Consider the following 20,922-nt stretch of genomic DNA (forward strand, 5'->3'; position numbering starts at 1 on the left):
ATATACAATGACTACTATGCAAACCATCATCGTTGCAGCAGACTTTTCGGAATCATCCGTCATCGCCGCCCAATATGCTGCGTCGCTAAGTGATCAGCTCGGCATCGAGACTATTATTCTTTACCACTCATACGACAATGTTCCGGTAGCCACCGAAATTCCGATGCCAGAACCATCGGATACCCATCTCACGCACGAACGTAGCCTGTCCGCCCTCGAAATGCTGGAATCGCAAATCGAACCGTTCAAGTCCATGTATACCCGCGTCGAACTCGTGACCAACGACTCTCCCCTGCTCCTGGGCATCGAACGACTGGCGGAGCAGGAAAGGGCCGGACTGGTCGTTGCCGGCACCACCGGCAAAACCGGGATGGAAAAATTCCTGATCGGCAGCAATTCCGCCAATCTCGCCGACGCCTGCCCGATTCCCTTGCTGATTGTGCCCGATGGCATTGCATTTGAGCCGATCAGGCGGGCCGTCTTTGCCTGCGACCTCGACAAGGTGGATAAAACGACACCGTTGGGTCCGATTGCCGAATGGGTCAGCAAACTTGATTTAACATTGCTGGTCCTGAACGTCGAAAAACCCGATATGCGGTTCGACCCGGACATTATACCGGAACAATTCAAGCTACACGAACTGCTGGACGATTTGAGTCCCGAATATCATTACACCACGCACCCCGACATCGCCGAAGGCATCATGGCCTTTGCCGAAAGCCAACAAGCGGGTTTGGTCATTACCGTACCCAAAAAATATGGCTTTTTCGATAGCTTATTCCATCGCAGCGTCACCAAAACACTGGCACACCATACCCGGCTGCCCCTGTTGATTCTAAAGGCAGATCGCACGACTTAGTGAACGACAGCCAACCTTTCCCGAATTGGTTTGTCCCGGACTTAGCAAATATTTGGGACAAAAAAGAGGTACAGGGATGGCTGAAATAAACTCAGCTCAACGCCGCCATAAACTCACTGAAACGCAATACACGCACACTATTTCCTCGGTTAAATAGCAGATGTTCGAAATCCCGCTGCTTGATTTTCAGGTCCACCGTTTTCAGCCTTTCGGCAGTGGCCGCCTTCAATTGTTCCAGTGATACGATTCCGCATCGCCTCCCTAGAAAATCGTAGTCAGGTTTAGCCTGTCCCAGCAAAAACATCAGGTCATAAAAATCGCGCCCTTTAGCACGCGCCAGCATCGCCGCTATCTTCATGCTGCACAATACACCATCGGACGGCACAGGAAACGGGAAGAAAAACCCACAGCCATTGATATTCGCAATAACGGGCTGGTATTCCACACCCTGATCCTGGCTTTCGATCTTAATGAGAAACCGTTCTTCCCGATGGCCGCTCAGCCCCATGTCGAACAGTAATTCCGGAAAATGGATATTGCGGCGAAACGCGGTCAGCTTGGGATTATCCCGGTCACGTGTTTCCACTTGCCATCCCGAATGCTTTAAAAATCGGATAACCGCATCCGTCATCTCGAAAAACTCGTCTTTGGAAAAGTCTTTGCAGTCAAAATCAATATCTTCAGAAAATCGGTCAATCCCCTTGACCAGCCGGAGGTTTGTTCCGCCGATGAAAGTGGTCTTCCGTACGTAGGGCGTGGTTGATAGAAAATCCAAAATGGCCAACTGCAGGTACTCCTTGATCATGTGTTTGCCAAACGCCGCATTGTCTCTTATTGCGGCGGGGAAATAGTTCTTGATTTGCTCCAACTGTATCATATGCCGTATGTTGTACGCATTAAATCCAAACGTCGTTGCAGTGCTTTTCTTTGAAACCGCTTACCATATTCCATCAATAAGTCCTTATCAAGCTCGTCCTGCAAATAATCTTCATCCAAACGCAGTTCCTCCATTTCCGCCTCGTTGTCATAAAATGGATAGAGATAAAGCAAATCGAGTAACGCTTTTTCCGGTTTGGCGAACTGGATATTTCGGTTGTCTCCGATTGGTTTCAGGTCGTAACCGAACATCAAGTCCTCTCTTACATTGTGATAGGCGTATTCGCCAAAATCGTTCCTGAACGATTGCGTCTTCAGTGTTGTGATGCTGGTAATCTGCACCACCGATTCGGGGATCATCCCGTAGAAAGCCAATGCCGTATGGAGACTGATGTAGGAAGGCTTATAAATCCTGTTAGCGAAATATAGGGAATAGTCCACCTTGCCCTTATACTCAGGGAAGGTGTAATACCCTTGCCTTAACCGGACAAGATACCCTTTCTTGGTCCAGCGTGTCAGGTTGTTCCTGTCAAAATCCGGCTGCCATGCATACACCTGATCGGTACTGAAGCATGCAAGATCAAATAATCTTTCTTTGAATGTTAGGAAATCCATTTATTTGTTTCCATTACGCAGCAAATATAATGCATTTCGGAAACAAATAAGTTATTTTGTTTAAACCGATCTAATTCCACTTGTATTTAATTCCTCATACCTCTTACCTCTTACGGAAAATCGCAAAATACCGTGGAATCCCAATCAATATATATATATATGATTTAATAACATGGATCAAAGGCATTATTTTTAAACGTCATTTTTAGTTCCCAATTCTTTCGTACTTACCATTATTAAAGACAACTTTAAAGTCGGATTTAAAAAGTTTACTAGGCAGGTAGTAATCGGTAGTAATAACCTGTGCACCAGAAGCCTTAGCCCGTTCGAATCTAGTGTAATCATTATTTCTTGCCTCTTCGGTGCCCGCATCGGCACGGGTACGCACGATATACCCTTTTGCTACCAGCGATTTTATTTTATCAAAGCTGTCTATGGGATTATTGACGATACGGAAGGCCGCCTCAGCGTTTCCTTCTTCCTTGTTGACGAAAAGCGCCGCTTCTTTGAGTCCCGGAAACTTCTGCAAGTACAAGTCGATTTTAGCATCGCCTTCATCCAACACGAAGAGAAATCTTCCTCTAACGGCATCCAATGCCGGCCATCCATTTGTTAAAATGGCCTGCTCAAGGATCGACTCATCGCCACGCACCAAATCGGGCGAAATCAATTTATTCGCCGAAATAACATTTTTTATTTCCGTGTCCAGGTTTTGCAGGGCATCGGCATCAAAGGGAAGAGGATCCCGCAAGTTGGGGATGTTACCGTCCTTTGTATTGATTGTTATCATGATAGGTGTGTGCTTCGGATTCTTTTCGGACCATGCGAGCAATTCTGTAAGGGCGTCCTTAAAAAGGATTTGATGGCTTCTAAAATCTATATCCTGCACATGAAATACTTTAAGTCCAGGTACCTTTAATTTTTCCTCCGGATCAAAAGGTAATGGCGAATTTCCAGAAGACCGAACGATATCCAGACCAGCAGGATTGGAATAATAACCTCCTTCCGGATCGTGATAGACGTCGAGTTCCAGACTCCTAAGACCGAGCTGTAATTGTTCTGCCAATGGTATATGCTCGTATTGCAACGATCTTCCAATAGCCGAGTCCCGTTCAAACAAATAATCCAACAAAGGTTGTTCAATGGCAACTTTATAGCTATTGTGGCTACCGATCAGTTGAATTTCGTTTAATTTAATCTCCCTTAAGCTGCTTTCAGGCACCGAATCGCTGAAAAACACGATGGATACGATCAACGCCAGTATTGTGTACGAGATATTCATGTTACGGGGTTTATATCGATTAATATCCTTCGTTTTGTATTAAAAAACCTTCTTCACTAGAAGCCCCATCAATTGCTTGCTGAGGGATTGGAAACAATCTTTTCCTTACATTGTTATCCGTCTTTTCTGTCCAGCTATCCTCGTATTTACCAAACCGTATTTGGTAGTTTCTTCGAAAACCTTCCCAGTATAGCTCAAATCCGGTTTCACGGAACAAAATATCAAGGTCAATCGAAGTCAATTCACCAGGAGTTTGCTCTGGGCGAGCGATTCTTGAAGTCCTTAAGGTATTGACATCGGCCAAAGCTCCCTCAATATCATTGGTTCTCAACTTAGCCTCTGCCCGCATCAAATAAATTTCTCCCAACCGGATCAACACCAAATCAGTACTGCTATAAGAGCAGCAATCGGGAGCAGTGTGACTAAATTGGTATTTTGAAAAACGGTGTCCGGTATTATGTAAGCTTCCATCGGCGGTAAAATCAACTTTAAGTGTATGGTCAACATATCTCAGGTTTGCGCCACTGGTTCTTCTATTGATCACAGGATAGATTCTTACCCTACCATCACCGCATCTTAAAATATTACCTCCATCATCCTTCCGGGGGCCCCATATAATACCACGAAGTATTCCTCTATCAATCTCAAATTCCTCGGCCTCTACACAATAATAGTGCTCCGAATCATTAGTTGGGTCAATCCCGGTAAGATCTTTAAGATTAGCGGGTATAACCGTGTTTTCCTGAAAGAAACGGGCATCGGCATCGGCCGGGTCAACGTCACCATAGGCATCAACCCAAGTCTGGTAAAAATCAGGGGTGACCGCTACCGCGTCGGTTCCGCGTGTACTTGGGAATTCAGGTCTTGGAACCTGGTCTCCGGAAATTGGCCAATAGGCCCATCGTTGGTGCTCGGCTTGAAGGACGCCTCTTTGATCCAGTGCAAAAATAAGTTCCGGATTTGTATTGTTATTATCACTGAACAAATCAAAATATTCTTCCGATAAAGAATAAGGACCGGAAATAATATCACTGGTATATTGAATCACCTTATCCATATCGTCCTTTCTGAAGTCCGGCGTACCATAAGGGTCGCGATAGACAGCAGCATTTAAATATAAACGGGCCAATAACGCACTTACCGAATTTTTATTAAATCGGCCGGGATAATTATCGTCAGTAATAACACCTGCTACCGATAGAAGTTCACTTTCAATGTAATCTACGGCTTCCTGTCCTCTTAAGATTTCAGAAATATCTTCGGACCTTTCCTTTTTGAAAACCAGCCCCCAGTTGTCTAAGGCCAGCATATTCAGGTAAGCTTTCATGGCTACCATTTCATATAATGCTTTCTGGGCATTTGCATTACCATTTTCGGCTTCTGGCTGTAACCTTTCTGTAGCAATTACCGCTTTCGATAGCGTTAAGGTAATCTGGTTCCAGGCATCGCCGACCAGACTATTACTTGGGGTCATTAAATGCTGATGTACAGCGATGAACTTTCCGCCATCATACCAATCTGTACCACCGCGATAGGGAAGGATGGCCTCGTCGGAAGCAACTTCTTGCAGTCCAAAATTTACTGTATGTAACCATACATTACGGAGATTTCCATAAACGGGTGCTATCGACCCACTGACCACTTCAGCTTCCCCAGTTCCCGTCAGGGACTCATCAAGTACTTCCTCCGCTAAGTCAGTACAGCCAAAAAATGTAAATAGGAATACCATTAAGGAAAGTATTCTAAATCTTTTATTTTTCATCTTTTTCTATTTTGTTGCTTACTATTAAAAGAATCGTTCGTTAAAATGTAAGATTTAGGCCAATCAAAAAGGTTCTGGCCTTCGGATAGGTAAAATAATCTACTCCAAACGTTTGGATTCCCTCAGAAGCTGAACCTGTATTAACTTCTGGATCGAATCCTGAATAATCTGTTATGACAAATAGATTTTGAGCTGTTAACGAAAAACGGATATTTTGAAAGGCATCGCTTAATCCTATTTTGTCTGAACTTAAGTTATAGGCCAATGTGGCATTATTCAATCTTAAGAATGAACCGTTTTCTAAAAAACGTGTAGATACGGTATTGGAATTGGCTATAGACTCGTTGGGGTACTGCATTGCAAAATCCGTTGTATTGTTGGATCTGGACAGTTGCGCTTTGGTAAAAAGCGACATTTTTGTATGATTGTAGACCTTATTCCCTGCAATACCATTGAAGTTTAAACCTAAGTCAAAAGCTTTGTATTTGAAATTCAGATAATAGGCATAGCTGAATTTGGGGATTGCGCTTCCTACTACACTTCGGTCAATGTCCAATATTTCTCCATCGCCGTTAATGTCTCTAAACGAGTTTAGCCCATCGGCCCCAATGCCCTCAAACTGGAAAAGATAGAATGCCCCGATTGGTTCATCGTTTATATAGCCGTTAATGGTTGCGCCGGTTTGACCAGCACCTTGAGCCGCACCTGTGGTCAATACGGAATACGGCGAATCTTTTACCTTGTTCTGAATATAGGTGATGTTCCCCCCGATATTATAGGAAAAATCGCTCGTCGCATTACTATGGTAATCCAGCGCTAGTTCGAAGCCGCTATTTTGAATCTTCATGTCATCGATATTGTCCCAGTACGTAGCGGTAGGCTGTACGGGATCGGCGGGAACAATCTCTAGCAATATATTGGAAGACACCTTATTGAAATAGTCAAAAGTACCTGATAACCGATAATCAAAGAGTGCAAAATCGACACCGGCCCCAATTTGTGTAGAAACTTCCCATTGAAGATCGGGGTTTGCCAAACGTGTATATACGATCCCATATGGGTAACCGTCAATGGAGGTGGCATCGTTGCCTATAGGATAGGTGTCAGAACTTCCTGACCCCGTTATTAATCGATTTTCCGAATAACTTGCCTGCGTAATCTTGGAAGGAATTTCCTGGTTGCCCGTTTGACCCCAGCTTGCACGTAATTTCAGGTCGTTGAAAATGGAATTTTCCATGATTTTTTCATTGCCAATGTTCCATCCAAGGGCAAAAGAAGGAAAATAACCATATTTCCTGTTTTCCCCAAACTTGGAAGACCCATCGGCACGCAGGGTAGTTGTTAGCAGATATCGATCGCCGTACGAATAGTTTACTCTACCAAAGTAAGATTGAAGCTCGTTTTCAATCGCGGAGGAACTTACAGAAGTAGGATACTCGTCTGAACTGGTTTGGTCTTGGTATATTGGATCCACATTGTTATCTGCAAAACCCCTGTATGAAAACTGCCGGTTTACGTACATGAATTTTTGGTAAGAATGCCCTGCCAATACAATAAGGCTGTGTACATTCCTGTTCCAGTTATAGGTAAGCGTATTCTCCATAAGTTGATTGGAATTGGTACTCATATTGGTAACCACGTCCCCATTTGAGATATTGCTCTCATTTACAACTGAAGTATAAGGTTCATACTGCTGATCTCGGTTGGTGGCGGAATAATCTATACCAAAATTTAACTTATAGGTAAGCCCTTCTATAACTTCTATAGATGGGGAAATGGTAGCCAATATGCGGTTATTAGCGGCCTTGTCACTATAAATATTATATCTCGTAATAGGGTTCAAGGCATTGGTTCTCAACAAGGTAGGCTCACCATTGGTGTAGGCGGGCACCGTTGGATTCAAACCGAGCATATCACCGATGGTAGAGTTGATGCTTGGGCGTAGGTTTTCGGTATGGGCTGCCGTTAGGTTATAATCAATTTTAACCCTGTCGTTAAAGGCCTTTTGGTTGATGTTCAATTTGCCAGAATATCGTTCTAATCCACTATTTATCAAAACCCCTTCTTGATTTTGATAACCGACCGAAGTGAAATACGAAAAATTTTCGCTGTTTGCTCCGCCCATGGAAAAATCGAGATTTTTTGATTTTCCCGTTTGAGACAATTCATTTTGCCAATCGGTGCTTCCATCGTAATCTTCAAGAGAACCTCCGGAAGCAATTACCTGGGTACGAAACTCATCGGCATTGAATACATCTATAATATTGGACATAGAGGATACTGCGGTAGAAAGGGAAAGATTCATTTGCGTCTTTCCGGCCCTTCCCTTTTTCGTGGTAATAACTACAACACCGTTGGACGCCCGGGATCCGTAGACCGCCGTAGCACTGGCATCTTTTAGAACATCAATACTTGCAATATCGTTAGGATTAAGAAAGTTAAGTGGATTTGTGGCAACACCTATAGACGAATTGTCCAGCAAAAAACCATCGACAACGTAAAGTGGTTGCGTTCCCGATCGCAAACTACCAATACCTCTAATAATTACATCTTGTGAGGCACCAGGTTCCCCACTATTGGAAGTAATGTTCACACCTGCCATTTTACCCTGCAGAAGTTCTCCTGGGTTCGTTACAACTCCCTGGTTGAAATCTTCACTTTTTACTGAGGCAATAGAACCGGTAACGTCTGATCTTTTTTGGGTACCGTAACCAACTACGACAACATCATCCAATTGGGAAGCATCTGGGTCTAATTGAATCTCTATTTTTGATTGCCCGTTCACGGAAACCTCTTTTGTAGAATATCCCACAAAAGATATTTGAAGAATGGCATCGGCGCCAACCTCGATAACAAAGTTCCCGTCAATATCTGTTGCTACACCGTTCGTGGTTCCTTTTTCAAGAACTGTTGCGCCGGACAACGGTGTTCCTGTTTCATCTATTACAGTACCAGATACATTTTGTTGTACGGACACTAAAATTGATTCATTTTCCATGCCTTTATCAGGTGTATTCATGGGGACGGCACTAAAAGCGGCCATGGAGACCAAACACGCCGAAGCACAGATGATTTTAGATAACAGGATTTTTGAATACATAAAAACTAAGTGTTGGTTTACCGAGAATTTTTCAATACTTTTTTATCGAGCCTGTTCCAGCAGGCTCTTTTTATTTTGTCTCAAAACTAACTTATAGGCAATAGTATATTGTAACGAAAACTTTAAGATTGCATTAACAATAAACCACATCATCGCGATACCGGTCATTCCATTTTTGTAACCAGCGATCTTTCATTGTTGGCTGTATCTGTGGTGACTGCAATTCATAACGGGTCAGTTATCGTTGATGAACGTGTATATTTTCTGCATGTAATTGCAGGAGCGATGTTGCCATTTTCATAATCCACGTACTACCACCATTTGAAATATGGAAATCGTCATGCGACTGATATTATGAAAGTTATAAAAATCAACAATAAACAGCAGAAAATCAGCGATATATTTTCTCACGTTTTGCATATTTCGTAATTTTGCATATGCTATTTGGCAGATATGGAAATATCTTTACCAAGATTAGCTGTTTATCCCGCGGATCTGCAACGGATCACTGGCCAGAGCGAACGTACCTGCCAGCGGCTCATCAACAAGATCCGGGATGTGTTTGGGCTGGATAAGCACCAGCATGTAACGGTTTATCAGGCTTCAGATTATCTGGGCATTCCGGTAGCGGAAATTTCCCGCTTCATGCACCGATCCTGACCTAAACATCCGGCAAAGGGTTTGCCGGGACAGCGAAAGATTTTATGGGATAACCGTGGCGGCAATCGACCGCCACGGTTTTTTTTACTAACCCGCCCGCCAAAACCGACAATTCCGCCAATTCCGCCAATTCCGACAGTACCTCTTGACATCCTCCCGAACTTTGTCTTGTCAACGGGAAAGGTACCGCCCGGAAACAACGAGTAATGGTTTAATTTTTTAACATTTTAATTTTTTAACAATGGCAATCAAGTACAACATTCTGGAAATCGGTAAGCCGGGAGACCCGGACGCACCGAAGAAGTTCTATGCACGGCCGGTCCATGCTGGCGAGATCACACTTGAAAACCTGGCGACAGATATTTCGTACTCCTCATCGCTGACCGAGTCCGATGTCTATGCCGTCCTGCAGAGCCTGGTGCGCGAAATTCCTCGCAACATCTCACACGGGTATATCGTCCGCTTGGGCAACCTCGGCGCATTCCGCCTGGGCAGCAACAGCACGGGAAGTGACACCGGAGAGGAAGTGACCGCGGGCAATATCTTCCGCACACGCCTGCTGTTCCACCCCGGTAAGCATGTCAAGGCCGTCATCGACGGTTTAACTTTCGAGAAAAACCGCTAAAACGGATTCCTGCAAACCGGATTCTCCAGCCGCCCCGATGTTCCCGGGGCGGCTTTTTTTGTTAAAAATCGCCAAAAATGACGCTTGGTCACTTTGAAAAACGACTTCGGAGCGTTTCCAAAGTCGCCGAAGTCGTTTTAAAATCCGCTTCGGAGACTTCTGAAAGTGACTTCGGAGACTTTTTTGGCCGGATTGGCGACTGTAAAAATAAACTACAACGAAATTTATGATCCCAATGAAGTCGATCACATGATGCGCAGGCAACCTGATTTACCACCTGTACCGTGGCCCTTGCGCGTGTCCAGCGTTTGCCCGTTTATGCGTCAGTGCATAAAAAAAGCCCTTTTTTTTACAAAAAAGAGCTTAATAAAATCGGCTCCTGAAGCTGGGCTCGAACCAGCGACCCTCTGATTAACAGTCAGATGCTCTAACCAGCTGAGCTATTCAGGAGTATTGATGCTGGTACACCCCGTTTTCGGGACTGCAATATTCGGAACTTTCCATCTAATAAACAAAAAAAAAATTAAAAAGTTCGCAACTCGTTTGCTGTCAATCGTTAGGCTCGTGTATGCGTTTTCGGATTACTGTTCAACAACATATTCATAGGGGTAAACGAGGACTTCCCAGCCCGCTCCGCCGTCGTGGGTAACGAATAGCCTGTCCCTGTCATACACAATCCCTTGCCGTTCATCATAGAAATGCAGGTCCGTGCCCGTGACACCGATACCGCGTGCTTGTGCTTCCAAGGGCAGCCATGTGACACCACCATCGGTGCTTTTGCCTACGGCACTGCCGACCGAAAGCATGTAGATCACCTCGGCAGATACCGCTTGGCATGCCTGTATTCTTCCCATACCGGTGAGTATTGGCTCAACTGTCGCTCCGCCGTCTGCCGAAAGAAAAGCATTGTCCGCTTGACCGTATATCAATAGCTTGTCATCCGATATGGCTTCAATGGATGGTTGAATGATGTTGTCCAGCACCGCACCACCGGACCAAACGCGACCCCCATCGGTCGTCTTCAATAGATGAATATTACCCTGCGGTCCCGCGGGATCTGCCCATAGCAGCCAACCGTGGTGCCTGTCTACAAAATCGACGGCCAGGGCCAGTGCGTGCATTTTTTTCAATAACGCTTCGCTGGTGCCGTTAACCAGGTCAATCCGATATAACATCGCCCGCCTCCCTGCGCCGATATGTTGCTGGCAAAGCAACCAAACCACTTCATCATCCCCTACCAGTACGCTCACCGGATACACCTCCCCCAGTATGGCATCGGCCTCATCTACAATAGCCTTATCGAATGTTGTCCAGGACTGACCATTGTCTCTCGAATACCGCAACGCAAATGATCGTCCATCCATTGGGGCCTGCACGACCAGATCCCTACCAAATCCGACGGCGCGCTGGTCCTCGGGCCAAGCGTATGGCTGGAAGCTGAACGCATTAAACCGATCGTCCGCTGTGAATCCTCCTTTTTCGGTCACACCGGTGATGCGGTTACGCCCGCTCAATTGCGTGTGGATGATCCCGTTATCCCGGATCAGCAGGTGTGCCTCGGGATTTACGATTGGGTCTATGGGATATAAATCCAATAGGGTGCCGTCGCCCTTGCAACATGTAAGCAAGGCGACCAACAAGGAGAGCCCGGTGAATTTAATTACGTTCATTTCATTCCTACTGTCAACCCCACGGAGAGGTTTATGGTATTGAAATTAAAGGGGTGCGAGATCGGTGTGATGTAACCCGCAGCCAAATCTTCATCGATGATGCTTTTCCGGACGCGCAGCCGGGTATCGAAAAATTCGTAGCCCAACTTAATATACATCTCGCGGTATTGTACCCGAAGACCAATCGCCTGTGAAAAACCCGCTCCCCTTAAATAACTATCCGAAAAAGATACGTTTTCATCGTCGCCCGAGCCGCCGTCGCTCTCGGCATCGTAATTGGCCACCCAATTGAAATCTGCCGCCGCATACGGGAAAAAAGTCGTCTGCCCAATATAGAATGCATCGTAGCTCACCTGCCCGCCCAACCGAAGGAAGCGGAGATGCTCGGTAGTCCACTCATCCAATTCGTTGAAAAAAAACTTGGCGCCCGCGTGAGGCCGGAGCCGGAGCCGTCCCTGATCGGCCAAGGCAAACACGGGACCGGCGCTTACGTGAATTCCCACCGGGAAGACCTTATTCACCTCCCCATCGCTGAAGCGGCTGACACCTCCCTCCAATTCCCAAAGGACCCTGAGATCATCCTGTGCGAATAATGCGGTCGCCGACAATGACAGCCATAACCATACTGCACAGCATATCGCAACGCTTCTCATAACAGCACGCCGGTGAGGATGAGTGTGGCTACGGTGAAATAGATGATCAGCCCCGTCACGTCTACCAATGTAGCCACGAAAGGCGCCGAGGAGGAGGCTGGATCGGCACCCAGCCGGCGCAGGATGAAAGGCAACATGGACCCCACCAATGACCCCCACATCACAATCCCTACCAGCGACAGACTCACGACCAATCCCACCGGCACCCAATGTGCGCCGTATTCATGTGAAAATGCCTGCCAGGTGGCGATACGGATGAAACCCAATACCCCCAGCAATAACCCCAATGTCAGGCCCGAAAGAATCTCACGTCGCATCACCCGCCACCAATCGGCCAACGTCACCTCACCCAGCGCCATTGCCTGGATGATGAGCGTGGCAGCCTGCGAACCGCTGTTTCCCCCGCTTGACATGATGAGTGGGATGAACATCACTAATATCACGGCCGAGGCCAGTTGACTCTCGTAGTGTTCCATTACCGTAGCGGTCAGTAGCTGCCCCAGAAAGAGCACGATGAGCCATCCGGCCCGCTTTTTTACCAGATGAAGTACAGACACATCCAGGTAAGGTTCATCCAGGGCTTCGGTACCCCCTATCCGCTGCATGTCTTCGGTGTATTCTTCGTTGGCTACCCAAAGGATGTCATCTACTGTCACGATGCCGAGCATGATGTTCTGTTCATCGACCACCGGAAGTGCCACGCGGTTATTCATCCGGAACACGTTGATGGCCTCCTCTTGCGGATCGTTTGCATTGAGGGCAATAAGTCGGTTATCTACCAGGTCTTTTACCTTGGTCTCCGGATCTGCTAGCAAAATATCCCTGATCCGGATATCATCCAAGAGCTGGCCATCCTTGTCAATCACATAGAGCACATCGATGGTCTCCGAAGCCTTCCCATATCGGCGGATATGCTGCAGCACACGGGCGATATCCCAATGCTGTTTGACGGTGATGTAATCCGGCGTCATCAGCCGGCCCACGCTATCCTCCGGATACCCCAATAACGCCAGCGCTTCCTTACGATCGGCCGGCGGCATGAGGATGATCAATTGCTTCACCAAGTCGCCTTTCAGCTCGCTGAAAAAAGCCGTCCGATCGTCCGGCGGCATCTCGTTAATGATCTCCGAAATCTTGGGGCCGGAAAGCTTCTTGAGGATGCGTTCTTGGGTTGGAAAATCCAGGATGCGGAACACGTTTACAGCCCGGTTGACGCTAAGCGTTTCGAGGAACTTTGGACCGTATTCGGGCAGCTCATCGATGAGGGCTTCCACATCCGAAATGTTCAGTTCATCGAGGTATTCTTTGAGCTGCTGTTCGTCGCCTTCGGCCAGAAGCAATTCCGTTTGTTCTACCAGCGTATCCAATTCGTCCATGAGCCCTCCTATTTGTTAACGATATCCTACATCGATGCAATGATTTTGCATGCAAAAGTCGGCTTTTTAAATGAAAAGAACGAACAAGTAAACATTAAAAAACCATCGCAGAAAAGCCTGTTAGTGGTAGGCAAGGTTGATACGGAACTGGACAAAATGACAGCACCGGGTTTATCGGGCGTCGCCACCGGTTTCTGCCGGTGATACAGCGATGCTGTGTATCCATTGCTGCGACACCTCGGCAGCATCACCGCTGTCGGCCGCGCGCCCGCTGACGGCAGCGCACTTGCGATAACGGTGCCGCTCATATAATGATGTCCGGGTGCGAACCGAGTAGGGGCGGCCCCGGCCGTTGCCTCGGACACGAGCAGAACGGATATGAAATTCGGACGGGCATGTCTGAAGATAGTGTACAATGCGCCGATGATTTTATCTTTAGGCCATTCGTATGCAGATATCAAATTTTATGTGCATTTTTACCAAATAAATAATCAAAAATAGTCAATATAAGGTTATTTATTAAAATCATTAACATTTAAAAATCAGATGTTAACAATAATTACATAAACATTAAATAGACTATCGGCACGGGTACGCCCAACGCAAATTACCAAAAATATTAGCAAACGCATATGAAGTATGATATTAAATCATTTAATAAATTTATAATCAGTATTTTACTGGTATATATATTATGTATACATTCACAATGTAGTTTTGCGCAAATTTTCAACGCCGATCAGTACCCACCAAGTGTAAAGTGGAGACAATTAACTACCGAAAATTTTCAATTGATCTACCCCGCTGTGCTTGAAGAAACTGCCCAGCAGCTGGCCAGCGAATTGGAAGGAATGCGGGAACGCGTCAGCGAAACACTGGGGAAACAGCCAAGGAAAATCTCCATCATCCTGCAAAACCAAACGGTAGAATCCAACGGAAATGTACAGCTTGCCCCCCGCCGTTCGGAGTTTTATACCACGCCCCCACAGCAAAGTGATTTTCAAGATTGGCTGAACAACCTGGCCATCCATGAGCTTCGGCACGTGGTGCAGTTTGACAAGTTGACAGGCTATCTGAGGGCTCCACTGTTCGAGCAACTGGCGCTTGCCATCTACGGCGTCACGTTACCGTCCTGGTTTTTTGAGGGCGATGCGGTGATCACCGAAACTAATCTATCTAACGCCGGCCGCGGACGCCTCCCCTCTTGGGAAATGCCGCTACGGACGAACCTCCTCAGCGGCCGAAAATACAGCTATCAAAAGGACTATTTAGGATCCCTCAAAGACGTCACGCCGGGGTTCTATGAACTCGGTTATTTCATGACCTCATCCCTGCAAAAGGAGTATGGCGCGGCGATCCTCGACAGCCTCATGACGCGCATGGCCAAGCTACCGATCCGCCCCTATAATTTCAGCAATTCGTTGAAAAAATACACCGGCTACACTACCCGCAAATGGCATGAAAAAACCCGTGATGAACTGACCCTGAAATGGCAGCAACAGCTGGCAAAAAACGACCCTACGGACTACCCGGTATGGCCCGCTAAACCGACCGGAAAACCGGAGAGCTGGCTGCTGCCGCGGGCACTGCCGGGAGGGTCAATCATCGCCCTGCACCAGCATGCGGGCAGGGTGCCCGCCATCGTCGTAATGGACACCACAGGCGAGCTGCGGGAGGTCGTAAAAACCGGCCGGCAGACGCTGCCTCACTTCTCTTATGCGGCGGGGAAAGTGGTCTGGGATGAGGTGCGGCGGGACGTCCGTTACGGCAAACGCACCTATGGTGTCATCCATGTATACGACTTGGATACGCGCGCACGCCGGCAGCTGTCACGCAAAAGCCGCTATTTCGCTCCTGCTCTCCGACCCGATGGCAAACAGTTGATTGCGGTGTCTATAGCTGAGGATAATGCCATCAGCTTGGTACTGCTGGATACGGATAATGGGGACATCATCGGCCGATTCCCCTCGCCTGCTAACATCCAACTGCAGACACCTGCTTTTGATGAAACCGGCTCGAAGGTCATCGCCACAGGGATATCCCGACAGGGTGCGGCGCTCGTGGAGCTCGACATCCCATCGGCCACCTACCGCATCCTTCTCGGTTGGGAGGCGCAGCAATTTGAGCGACCGACCTATGCCGACGGGCAGATCGTATTCAAAGCCCACTACAATGGAATAGATAACCTGTATGCGCTGGATACGCTCACTAACACGATCCGCCCACTCACCAATGCCCGCTTCGGCGCGTTTAACCCTTCGTTTGATGCGAAAAACGGGCGTATATGGTTCAACAACTACCAACGGGATGGCTATCGCATCAGCCACCTGAAAATTACGGATTCTCATTATAGCCATTTTAAGGCCGGTGTAAGCCATGAAAGCAATTTTTGGACGTTGGATACATTTGCGATCAAAAAAACCGCTTCAACGCCTTATAAAGGATTCAAAAATCTGGTCAACTTCCACAGCCTCTCCGTCGATAACGGAAATTTCGACAACCTCGATGAGATCAACCCCGGGATTTACTGGCTGTCGGACGACCTGCTCAACACCACGCAAATCCGATTGGGGTATACGTATGATGGTGATATCCGCAGCAGTGAATACCTAGCGTCGGTAAGCTATCAACGCTTCTTCCCGAAGTTTTCCGTGGAGTATATGAACCGGGGGCAAGTGGGTGCGGCGAGGGTAACCTCCGACGGCGAGGAACGCGTCATCGGTTTTCGCTGGCGGGAACATGTATCCACCCTGCGAATGGATATCCCGTTGGCGTTTTACCGGCTCAACGAGGTGTTCAGCACGGGCTTCAGCGCGGCTACGTCGTATACCGGGCGCTATGGTTTGAGTGAACCGTCATTGCAGGATCGGTTCATCGACCGTATCCGCTTCCCCCTGCACTATCAGTTTTATTTCAACCACAACGTGCGGCAAAGCATGCTGGATCTCGCGCCGCGCTGGGGACAGCAATTCAGTGTCACCTACCGGCACTTTCCGTTTGATGCGGCAATCTCAGGTGAGCATTTCGCCGTGCGCACGGCCTTCTATTTTCCGGGGCTGTGGCCCAACCATTCGTTGCTGGCCCGGTTCAATTACCAGCAGCGCAGCGGTACGTATGAAATGGCTAATGACATCCCGTTGGTGAGCGGCTATGACCAACTGCGCGCCGTGCCGGTAGATAATACGCTATTGTTTAGCTATCGATTTCCGATCGCCTATCCCGACTGGTCCATTGGCCCTTTGGCTTATATCAAGCGTTTCAAAGGCGGATTGTTTGCTGACTTCCAGAATGTGCGTTCGGGAGCGGCATTCAGTCCGCGTACATTCGGCCTTGAATTGCGGTCAGATATGAATCTATTACGTTTCTACCTACCCAACTTCGACATCGGGGTGAAGCTCATTTACGCCAACGAAGCCCGTACGCCGCAGCGCATTTTCGCTACGTACAGTATCGGGTATAGCTATTGATTATTATTCGTTTATCGCTTTTACGCCCGGCAGCTCCTTGCCTTCCATGTATTCCAGCAAGGCCCCTCCGCCGGTGCTGACATAGCTCACGTGTTCGGTCATGCCAAACTTGGTGACCGCTGCCGCAGAATCGCCGCCGCCGATCAGTGAAAAGGCACCGCGCTCGGTAGCCGCCACTACGGCATCCGCCACAGCCTTGGTACCCTTGGCAAATTTGTCGAATTCGAATACTCCCATTGGTCCGTTCCACAGAATGGTATTGGAAGCCATGATCACTTGAGCAAAATGCTCCCCTGATTCCTTGCCGATGTCCAGTCCCATTTTTTCAGCCGGGATCTGGTCGTTCGGTCCATCGTATGCCGGGGAGTCCGGCGCAAACCCGTCAGCAATCTGCGAATCGGTGGGCAGCACCAGGTTGACGCCCTTTTCTTCCGCATGTTTCACCAACTCATTGGCCAGGTCCAATTTATCCATTTCGACCAACGACTTGCCGATTTCACCGCCCCGGGCTTTGATGAAGGTATAGGCCATCCCGCCGCCGATGATCAGGTTATCCACCTTATCGAGCAGGGCTTCGATCAGTTCAAGTTTGTCGGATACCTTGGCGCCGCCCATGATGGCCGTAAACGGCCGCTGGGGGTTATTGAGCACTTTCTCGGCATTGCCGATCTCAGCAGCCATCAGATAACCGAAATACTTGGCGTTCGGGAAGAACTGCGCAATCACCGCCGTTGATGCATGCGCACGGTGTGCCGTACCGAATGCGTCATTGACGTATATATCGCCAAGCTTGGCCAGTTTTGCCGCGAAATCTGGATCGCCTTTCTCTTCCTCTTTATAAAAGCGCAGGTTTTCCAGCAGCAGCACCTCTCCCGCCTTCAATGCTCCGGCTTTGGCATACGCCTCATCGCCGATGCAATCATCTGCAAACTGCACAGCCACACCCAGCACATCGGAGAGGTGCTTGACGATGTGCTTCAGCGAGAATTTCTCGGTGGGACCGTCTTTGGGCCGTCCGAGGTGCGACATCAGAATCACGGCGCCGCCGTCACTCAGGATCTTCTTGATGGTAGGTGTCGCTCCCTGGATACGGTTATCATCTGTGATGTGGTACTGCTCATCGAGGGGAACGTTGAAGTCTACCCGTATCAACGCTTTCTTGCCGGAAAAATCTAACTTGTCTATGGTCTTCATATCTAATCGTTCGAACTATTTGGGATAACAAAACTACTATAAGTATTGGAAATTCAAAACACCGCTTTACTATATAGCATGGCTGAGGTCCAGGCATCCATATCCAGTCCGGTATCCACGCCCCGCTCATAGAGCAGTTGCAGCAAGGTTTCTGTCGCGATGTTGCCGGTGAGCTTATCGTCCGCCATGGGGCATCCGCCAATGCCGCGCAATGCCGTATCGAACCGCGTGCACCCGGCGTCTAATGCTGCACGGAGTTTATCCCGGCTGCTGTCCGGGGTACTATGCAGGTGCAGGCCCAGCTCAACCGCCGGAAAGGTTTCAGCAATATACGTATACAACGCCGCAATACTTGCCGGTGTAGAGCTACCGACGGTATCTGCCAGCGCCAGGTGCCGCACCCCAAGGGCCACCAGCTCGGCGGCATAATCGGCCACGATGGCCGGGCTCCAAGCATCGCCATAGGGATTGCCAAACCCCATGGACAGATATATTAAAGGAATTTTGCCCTTCGCATGGCAAAGGGCTACTAATTGCTTTACCGTATCCAGGGCCTGCTTGATGCTGCTGTTGGTATTGCGCTGTTGAAACGTTTCGGATACCGAAAACGGAAACCCCAGGATGGCGATCTTATCCGATGGTACAGCTGTCGTTGCCCCGCGCACATTGGCGACAATGGCCAGCAATTGTGTGGTACCGATGGAGGTATCCAACTGATCCAGCACCTCAGCCGTATCCCGCAGTTGGGGGATGGACTTGGGCGATACGAAACTGCCGAAATCCAGTCGGTCAAAACCTACCTTGAGCAATAACTGTAGATACGTTGCCTTTACTGCGGTGGGAATAAAGCGATGTATTCCCTGCATGGCGTCTCGCGGACATTCGGTTATCGAGACATGCTCCATCAATGGATTTCCATGGTAAACGGAAGCCGGGCCTGTATGCCCCGCAGCTGCAAGACCATCTTCAGCTGCTCGTAATGCCGATAATGCTCGCCAAGTTCGCGCTGGGTAAACCACATGCCGATCCGATCGGTCGTGTTGCCCAGCAGCGCCTCAAAGGGTTTCTTGATCGCTGGGTAGGTGACGATCCGGTATTCGCCGAGCCCGGCCTTCTTGGCTGCCGCCGCGATGGCGTCTTCAATGCTCCCAAGGCGGTCGACCAAACCGATGTCCAATGCCTGTTGCCCACTCCATACACGGCCTTGTCCGATGCTATCCACCTGTACCTTGGACAGACCTCGGCCGTCAGCTACCCGCTGCAAAAAAGTGTCATATATGCGCTCTACTTCCATTTGCAGGATGTTTCGTTCATCTGCCGTGAGTGGTCGGTCAAACGTCGTCAAAAAATCGGCATATTTACCAGTTTTGACATTATCGTAGGTGATGCCCAGTTTGTCATTGTAGAGGCCCTGCAGGTTGGGTATCAGTCCGAACACGCCGATCGAACCCGTTATGGTATTCGGTTGGGCAAAAATGGAGTCTGCGGCCGCGGCGATGTAATACCCGCCGGACGCCGCGACATCCCCCATGGAAACAATGATCGGCTTTTCCTTTTTCAAGAGTTCGACCTCCCGCCAGATTACATCCGAAGCCAGCGCACTGCCTCCGGGCGAATTGACGCGAAACACCACAGCCTTCACCTTATCGTCCCGGCGCACCTTGCGCAACTCGCGCGAAATCCGCTCAGAGCCGATCATCTGGTCGTCACCCTCGCCCGACACGATCTCACCCACGGCATACACCACGGCGATGCGGTCGCGCACCGATGCACCGGCAGGCTGTGCCTTGGGTTGGTACCGCGTGAGCGCGATGGCGTTGAGGTCTTGATCTTCGTCGATATTCAGCGAGTCTTTTAGTTCAATCAGGAGCTCGTCCTTATATTTCTTGCCATCGGCCAGCCCATAGGTGACCGCATCATCCGCATTGCGTACCGCATAGCGGTCTGCAAAGGCAAACAGCGAATCGGGACTCAGTTTGCGACTTGCGGCTATCTCCCCGACAAAGTGGTTATAGATACTGCCAATAAACGAGCCGACCTGCTCCCGGTTGGCGTCGCTCATCTTATCCAGCATAAAGGGCTCCACCGCGCTCTTGTATGTCCCCACCTTGACCACCTGCGCTTCGATGCCCAGCTTATCGAGTGTCCCCTTCAGGAACATCGTCTGGGAGGCCAGCCCCCTAAAGTCGATCGTCCCTTCGGGATTGACATACACCCGATCTGCCGTGGACGCCAAGTAATACGCCCGTTGGGTATACAGCTCGCTGTAGGCAACAATAAACTTGCCCGACTCTTTGAAATCCAGTAAGGCATCTCTGATCTCCTGCAATGAAGCAAAGCTGACCGATACCATCGAAAGGTCCAGGTAAATGCCCTTGATCCGATGATCATCTTTGGCTGCCGCAATGCGTTTCAGGATATCATCCAGGCCCAGGTTTTTGGTGAAAATAAGTCCGGGAACATCCAGCCCATCGAACGGATCGGGAACGGTACGCTCCGTAATTTCATGCTTGAGGTCTACGACCAGCATGGAATTATCCGACACGGGGACCTCCTTATCGGCGCTCATGGAACTAACCATCCCAACGATAATCATCAGACCAACAACAAACAACAGGATAACCGAAAGAACGATGCCTGTCACCGTGGCAAGCACGTATTTAAAAAAAGACTTCATATACTACCAATTCTTATTATGCCAAACTTAGCCAAACTCGGCTGCATATGCAAACGACATACGCATCACCACCCCTGTTTGATCACGAAACTTCAAGATCGTTACA

16 protein-coding genes and 1 tRNA gene are annotated in these 20,922 nt (G+C 48.6%); 5 read left to right on the forward strand and 12 right to left on the reverse strand.

All coding sequences use genetic code 11. The features are described 5' to 3' along the window. Positions 1-16 precede the first annotated feature (16 nt). On the forward strand, positions 17-859 hold the full coding sequence (locus tag ACMGDE_RS00175; protein WP_436830720.1) for a universal stress protein: 843 nt from the start codon (positions 17-19) through the stop codon (positions 857-859). 91 nt (positions 860-950) lie between these two features. Here the strand turns inward: ACMGDE_RS00175 and ACMGDE_RS00180 are convergent, their stop codons facing one another. The 5 genes from ACMGDE_RS00180 to ACMGDE_RS00200 form a co-directional block, all read right to left on the reverse strand. Next, complete coding sequence (locus ACMGDE_RS00180) at positions 951-1,736, reverse strand: nucleotidyl transferase AbiEii/AbiGii toxin family protein (protein ID WP_436830721.1); 786 nt, start codon at positions 1,734-1,736, stop codon at positions 951-953. Then, entirely contained in the window at positions 1,733-2,350 is a 618-nt protein-coding gene (locus ACMGDE_RS00185; protein WP_436830722.1) for a type IV toxin-antitoxin system AbiEi family antitoxin domain-containing protein, read from the reverse strand. Before ACMGDE_RS00185 ends, ACMGDE_RS00180 begins: the two co-directional genes overlap by 4 nt. Before the next feature lie 205 nt (positions 2,351-2,555). After that, the gene (locus ACMGDE_RS00190) at positions 2,556-3,632 is read right to left on the reverse strand and encodes a phosphatidylinositol-specific phospholipase C1-like protein (protein ID WP_436830723.1); all 1,077 of its coding nucleotides are present in this window, start codon (positions 3,630-3,632) and stop codon (positions 2,556-2,558) included. 19 nt (positions 3,633-3,651) lie between these two features. Then, positions 3,652-5,394, reverse strand: coding sequence for a RagB/SusD family nutrient uptake outer membrane protein (locus tag ACMGDE_RS00195; RefSeq protein ID WP_436830724.1), 1,743 nt, complete (start codon positions 5,392-5,394; stop codon positions 3,652-3,654). Positions 5,395-5,434: 40 nt separating this feature from the next. Continuing rightward, positions 5,435-8,494, reverse strand: coding sequence for a SusC/RagA family TonB-linked outer membrane protein (locus tag ACMGDE_RS00200; protein ID WP_436830725.1), 3,060 nt, complete (start codon positions 8,492-8,494; stop codon positions 5,435-5,437). Between the two features lie 453 nt (positions 8,495-8,947). Here ACMGDE_RS00200 and ACMGDE_RS00205 point away from each other — a divergent pair, with 453 nt between their 5' ends. After that, positions 8,948-9,154, forward strand: coding sequence for a hypothetical protein (locus ACMGDE_RS00205; protein ID WP_436830726.1), 207 nt, complete (start codon positions 8,948-8,950; stop codon positions 9,152-9,154). Positions 9,155-9,395: 241 nt separating this feature from the next. Further along, positions 9,396-9,779 (forward strand): HU family DNA-binding protein, encoded by a 384-nt coding sequence (locus ACMGDE_RS00210; RefSeq protein WP_436830727.1) that lies wholly within the window; start codon positions 9,396-9,398, stop codon positions 9,777-9,779. Between the two features lie 376 nt (positions 9,780-10,155). Here ACMGDE_RS00210 and ACMGDE_RS00215 read toward each other — a convergent pair. From ACMGDE_RS00215 to mgtE, 4 genes are all read right to left on the reverse strand, one after another. Further along, a tRNA-Asn gene (locus ACMGDE_RS00215) sits at positions 10,156-10,229 on the reverse strand. A 131-nt stretch (positions 10,230-10,360) separates the two neighbouring features. Then, a complete protein-coding gene (locus ACMGDE_RS00220) occupies positions 10,361-11,449 on the reverse strand; it encodes a WD40/YVTN/BNR-like repeat-containing protein (RefSeq protein WP_436830728.1) in 1,089 nt (362 codons plus the stop codon). Next, positions 11,446-12,102, reverse strand: a complete 657-nt coding sequence (locus ACMGDE_RS00225) for a hypothetical protein (RefSeq protein WP_436830729.1) — start codon at positions 12,100-12,102, stop codon at positions 11,446-11,448. The genes ACMGDE_RS00220 and ACMGDE_RS00225 overlap by 4 nt, the downstream gene beginning before the upstream one ends. Further along, positions 12,099-13,478: a magnesium transporter gene (gene mgtE, locus ACMGDE_RS00230; protein ID WP_436830730.1), complete on the reverse strand. Its 1,380-nt coding sequence runs from the start codon at positions 13,476-13,478 to the stop codon at positions 12,099-12,101. The genes ACMGDE_RS00225 and mgtE overlap by 4 nt, the downstream gene beginning before the upstream one ends. Before the next feature lie 39 nt (positions 13,479-13,517). Here mgtE and ACMGDE_RS00235 point away from each other — a divergent pair, with 39 nt between their 5' ends. Together ACMGDE_RS00235 and ACMGDE_RS00240 are read left to right on the forward strand one after the other, a co-directional pair. Further along, positions 13,518-13,682 carry a hypothetical protein gene (locus ACMGDE_RS00235; protein WP_436830731.1) on the forward strand — a complete coding sequence of 55 codons (165 nt, stop codon included), beginning with the start codon at positions 13,518-13,520 and terminating at the stop codon, positions 13,680-13,682. Between the two features lie 602 nt (positions 13,683-14,284). Beyond that, positions 14,285-16,945, forward strand: coding sequence for a TolB-like translocation protein (locus tag ACMGDE_RS00240; RefSeq protein ID WP_436830732.1), 2,661 nt, complete (start codon positions 14,285-14,287; stop codon positions 16,943-16,945). 3 nt (positions 16,946-16,948) lie between these two features. Here ACMGDE_RS00240 and ACMGDE_RS00245 read toward each other — a convergent pair whose 3' ends face one another. From ACMGDE_RS00245 to sppA, 3 genes are read right to left on the reverse strand one after another with little or no spacing between them, the layout of a single operon-like run. Next, positions 16,949-18,139 carry a phosphoglycerate kinase gene (locus tag ACMGDE_RS00245; RefSeq protein WP_436830733.1) on the reverse strand — a complete coding sequence of 397 codons (1,191 nt, stop codon included), beginning with the start codon at positions 18,137-18,139 and terminating at the stop codon, positions 16,949-16,951. 53 nt (positions 18,140-18,192) lie between these two features. Then, positions 18,193-19,044, reverse strand: coding sequence for a hydroxymethylglutaryl-CoA lyase (locus ACMGDE_RS00250; RefSeq protein ID WP_436830734.1), 852 nt, complete (start codon positions 19,042-19,044; stop codon positions 18,193-18,195). Beyond that, complete coding sequence (gene sppA / locus ACMGDE_RS00255) at positions 19,044-20,816, reverse strand: signal peptide peptidase SppA (protein WP_436830735.1); 1,773 nt, start codon at positions 20,814-20,816, stop codon at positions 19,044-19,046. Before sppA ends, ACMGDE_RS00250 begins: the two co-directional genes overlap by 1 nt. Positions 20,817-20,922: the final 106 nt, after the last annotated feature.

The organism is Parapedobacter brassicae (assembly GCF_051400755.1).
Taxonomy (GTDB): Bacteria; Bacteroidota; Bacteroidia; order Sphingobacteriales; family Sphingobacteriaceae; genus Parapedobacter.

Bases quoted from the DNA above. Each gene is read 5' to 3' on its own strand.
- ACMGDE_RS00220 (WP_436830728.1), bottom strand. From the start codon at position 11,449: ATGAACGTAATTAAATTCACCGGGCTCTCCTTGTTGGTCGCCTTGCTT.
- ACMGDE_RS00185 (WP_436830722.1), bottom strand. From the start codon at position 2,350: ATGGATTTCCTAACATTCAAAGAAAGATTATTTGATCTTGCATGCTTC.
- mgtE (WP_436830730.1), bottom strand. From the start codon at position 13,478: ATGGACGAATTGGATACGCTGGTAGAACAAACGGAATTGCTTCTGGCC.
- ACMGDE_RS00205 (WP_436830726.1), top strand. From the start codon at position 8,948: ATGGAAATATCTTTACCAAGATTAGCTGTTTATCCCGCGGATCTGCAA.
- ACMGDE_RS00190 (WP_436830723.1), bottom strand. From the start codon at position 3,632: ATGAATATCTCGTACACAATACTGGCGTTGATCGTATCCATCGTGTTT.
- ACMGDE_RS00250 (WP_436830734.1), bottom strand. From the start codon at position 19,044: ATGGAGCATGTCTCGATAACCGAATGTCCGCGAGACGCCATGCAGGGA.
- ACMGDE_RS00195 (WP_436830724.1), bottom strand. From the start codon at position 5,394: ATGAAAAATAAAAGATTTAGAATACTTTCCTTAATGGTATTCCTATTT.
- ACMGDE_RS00210 (WP_436830727.1), top strand. From the start codon at position 9,396: ATGGCAATCAAGTACAACATTCTGGAAATCGGTAAGCCGGGAGACCCG.
- ACMGDE_RS00245 (WP_436830733.1), bottom strand. From the start codon at position 18,139: ATGAAGACCATAGACAAGTTAGATTTTTCCGGCAAGAAAGCGTTGATA.
- ACMGDE_RS00175 (WP_436830720.1), top strand. From the start codon at position 17: ATGCAAACCATCATCGTTGCAGCAGACTTTTCGGAATCATCCGTCATC.
- ACMGDE_RS00235 (WP_436830731.1), top strand. From the start codon at position 13,518: ATGATTTTGCATGCAAAAGTCGGCTTTTTAAATGAAAAGAACGAACAA.
- ACMGDE_RS00225 (WP_436830729.1), bottom strand. From the start codon at position 12,102: ATGAGAAGCGTTGCGATATGCTGTGCAGTATGGTTATGGCTGTCATTG.
- ACMGDE_RS00200 (WP_436830725.1), bottom strand. From the start codon at position 8,494: ATGTATTCAAAAATCCTGTTATCTAAAATCATCTGTGCTTCGGCGTGT.
- ACMGDE_RS00180 (WP_436830721.1), bottom strand. From the start codon at position 1,736: ATGATACAGTTGGAGCAAATCAAGAACTATTTCCCCGCCGCAATAAGA.
- sppA (WP_436830735.1), bottom strand. From the start codon at position 20,816: ATGAAGTCTTTTTTTAAATACGTGCTTGCCACGGTGACAGGCATCGTT.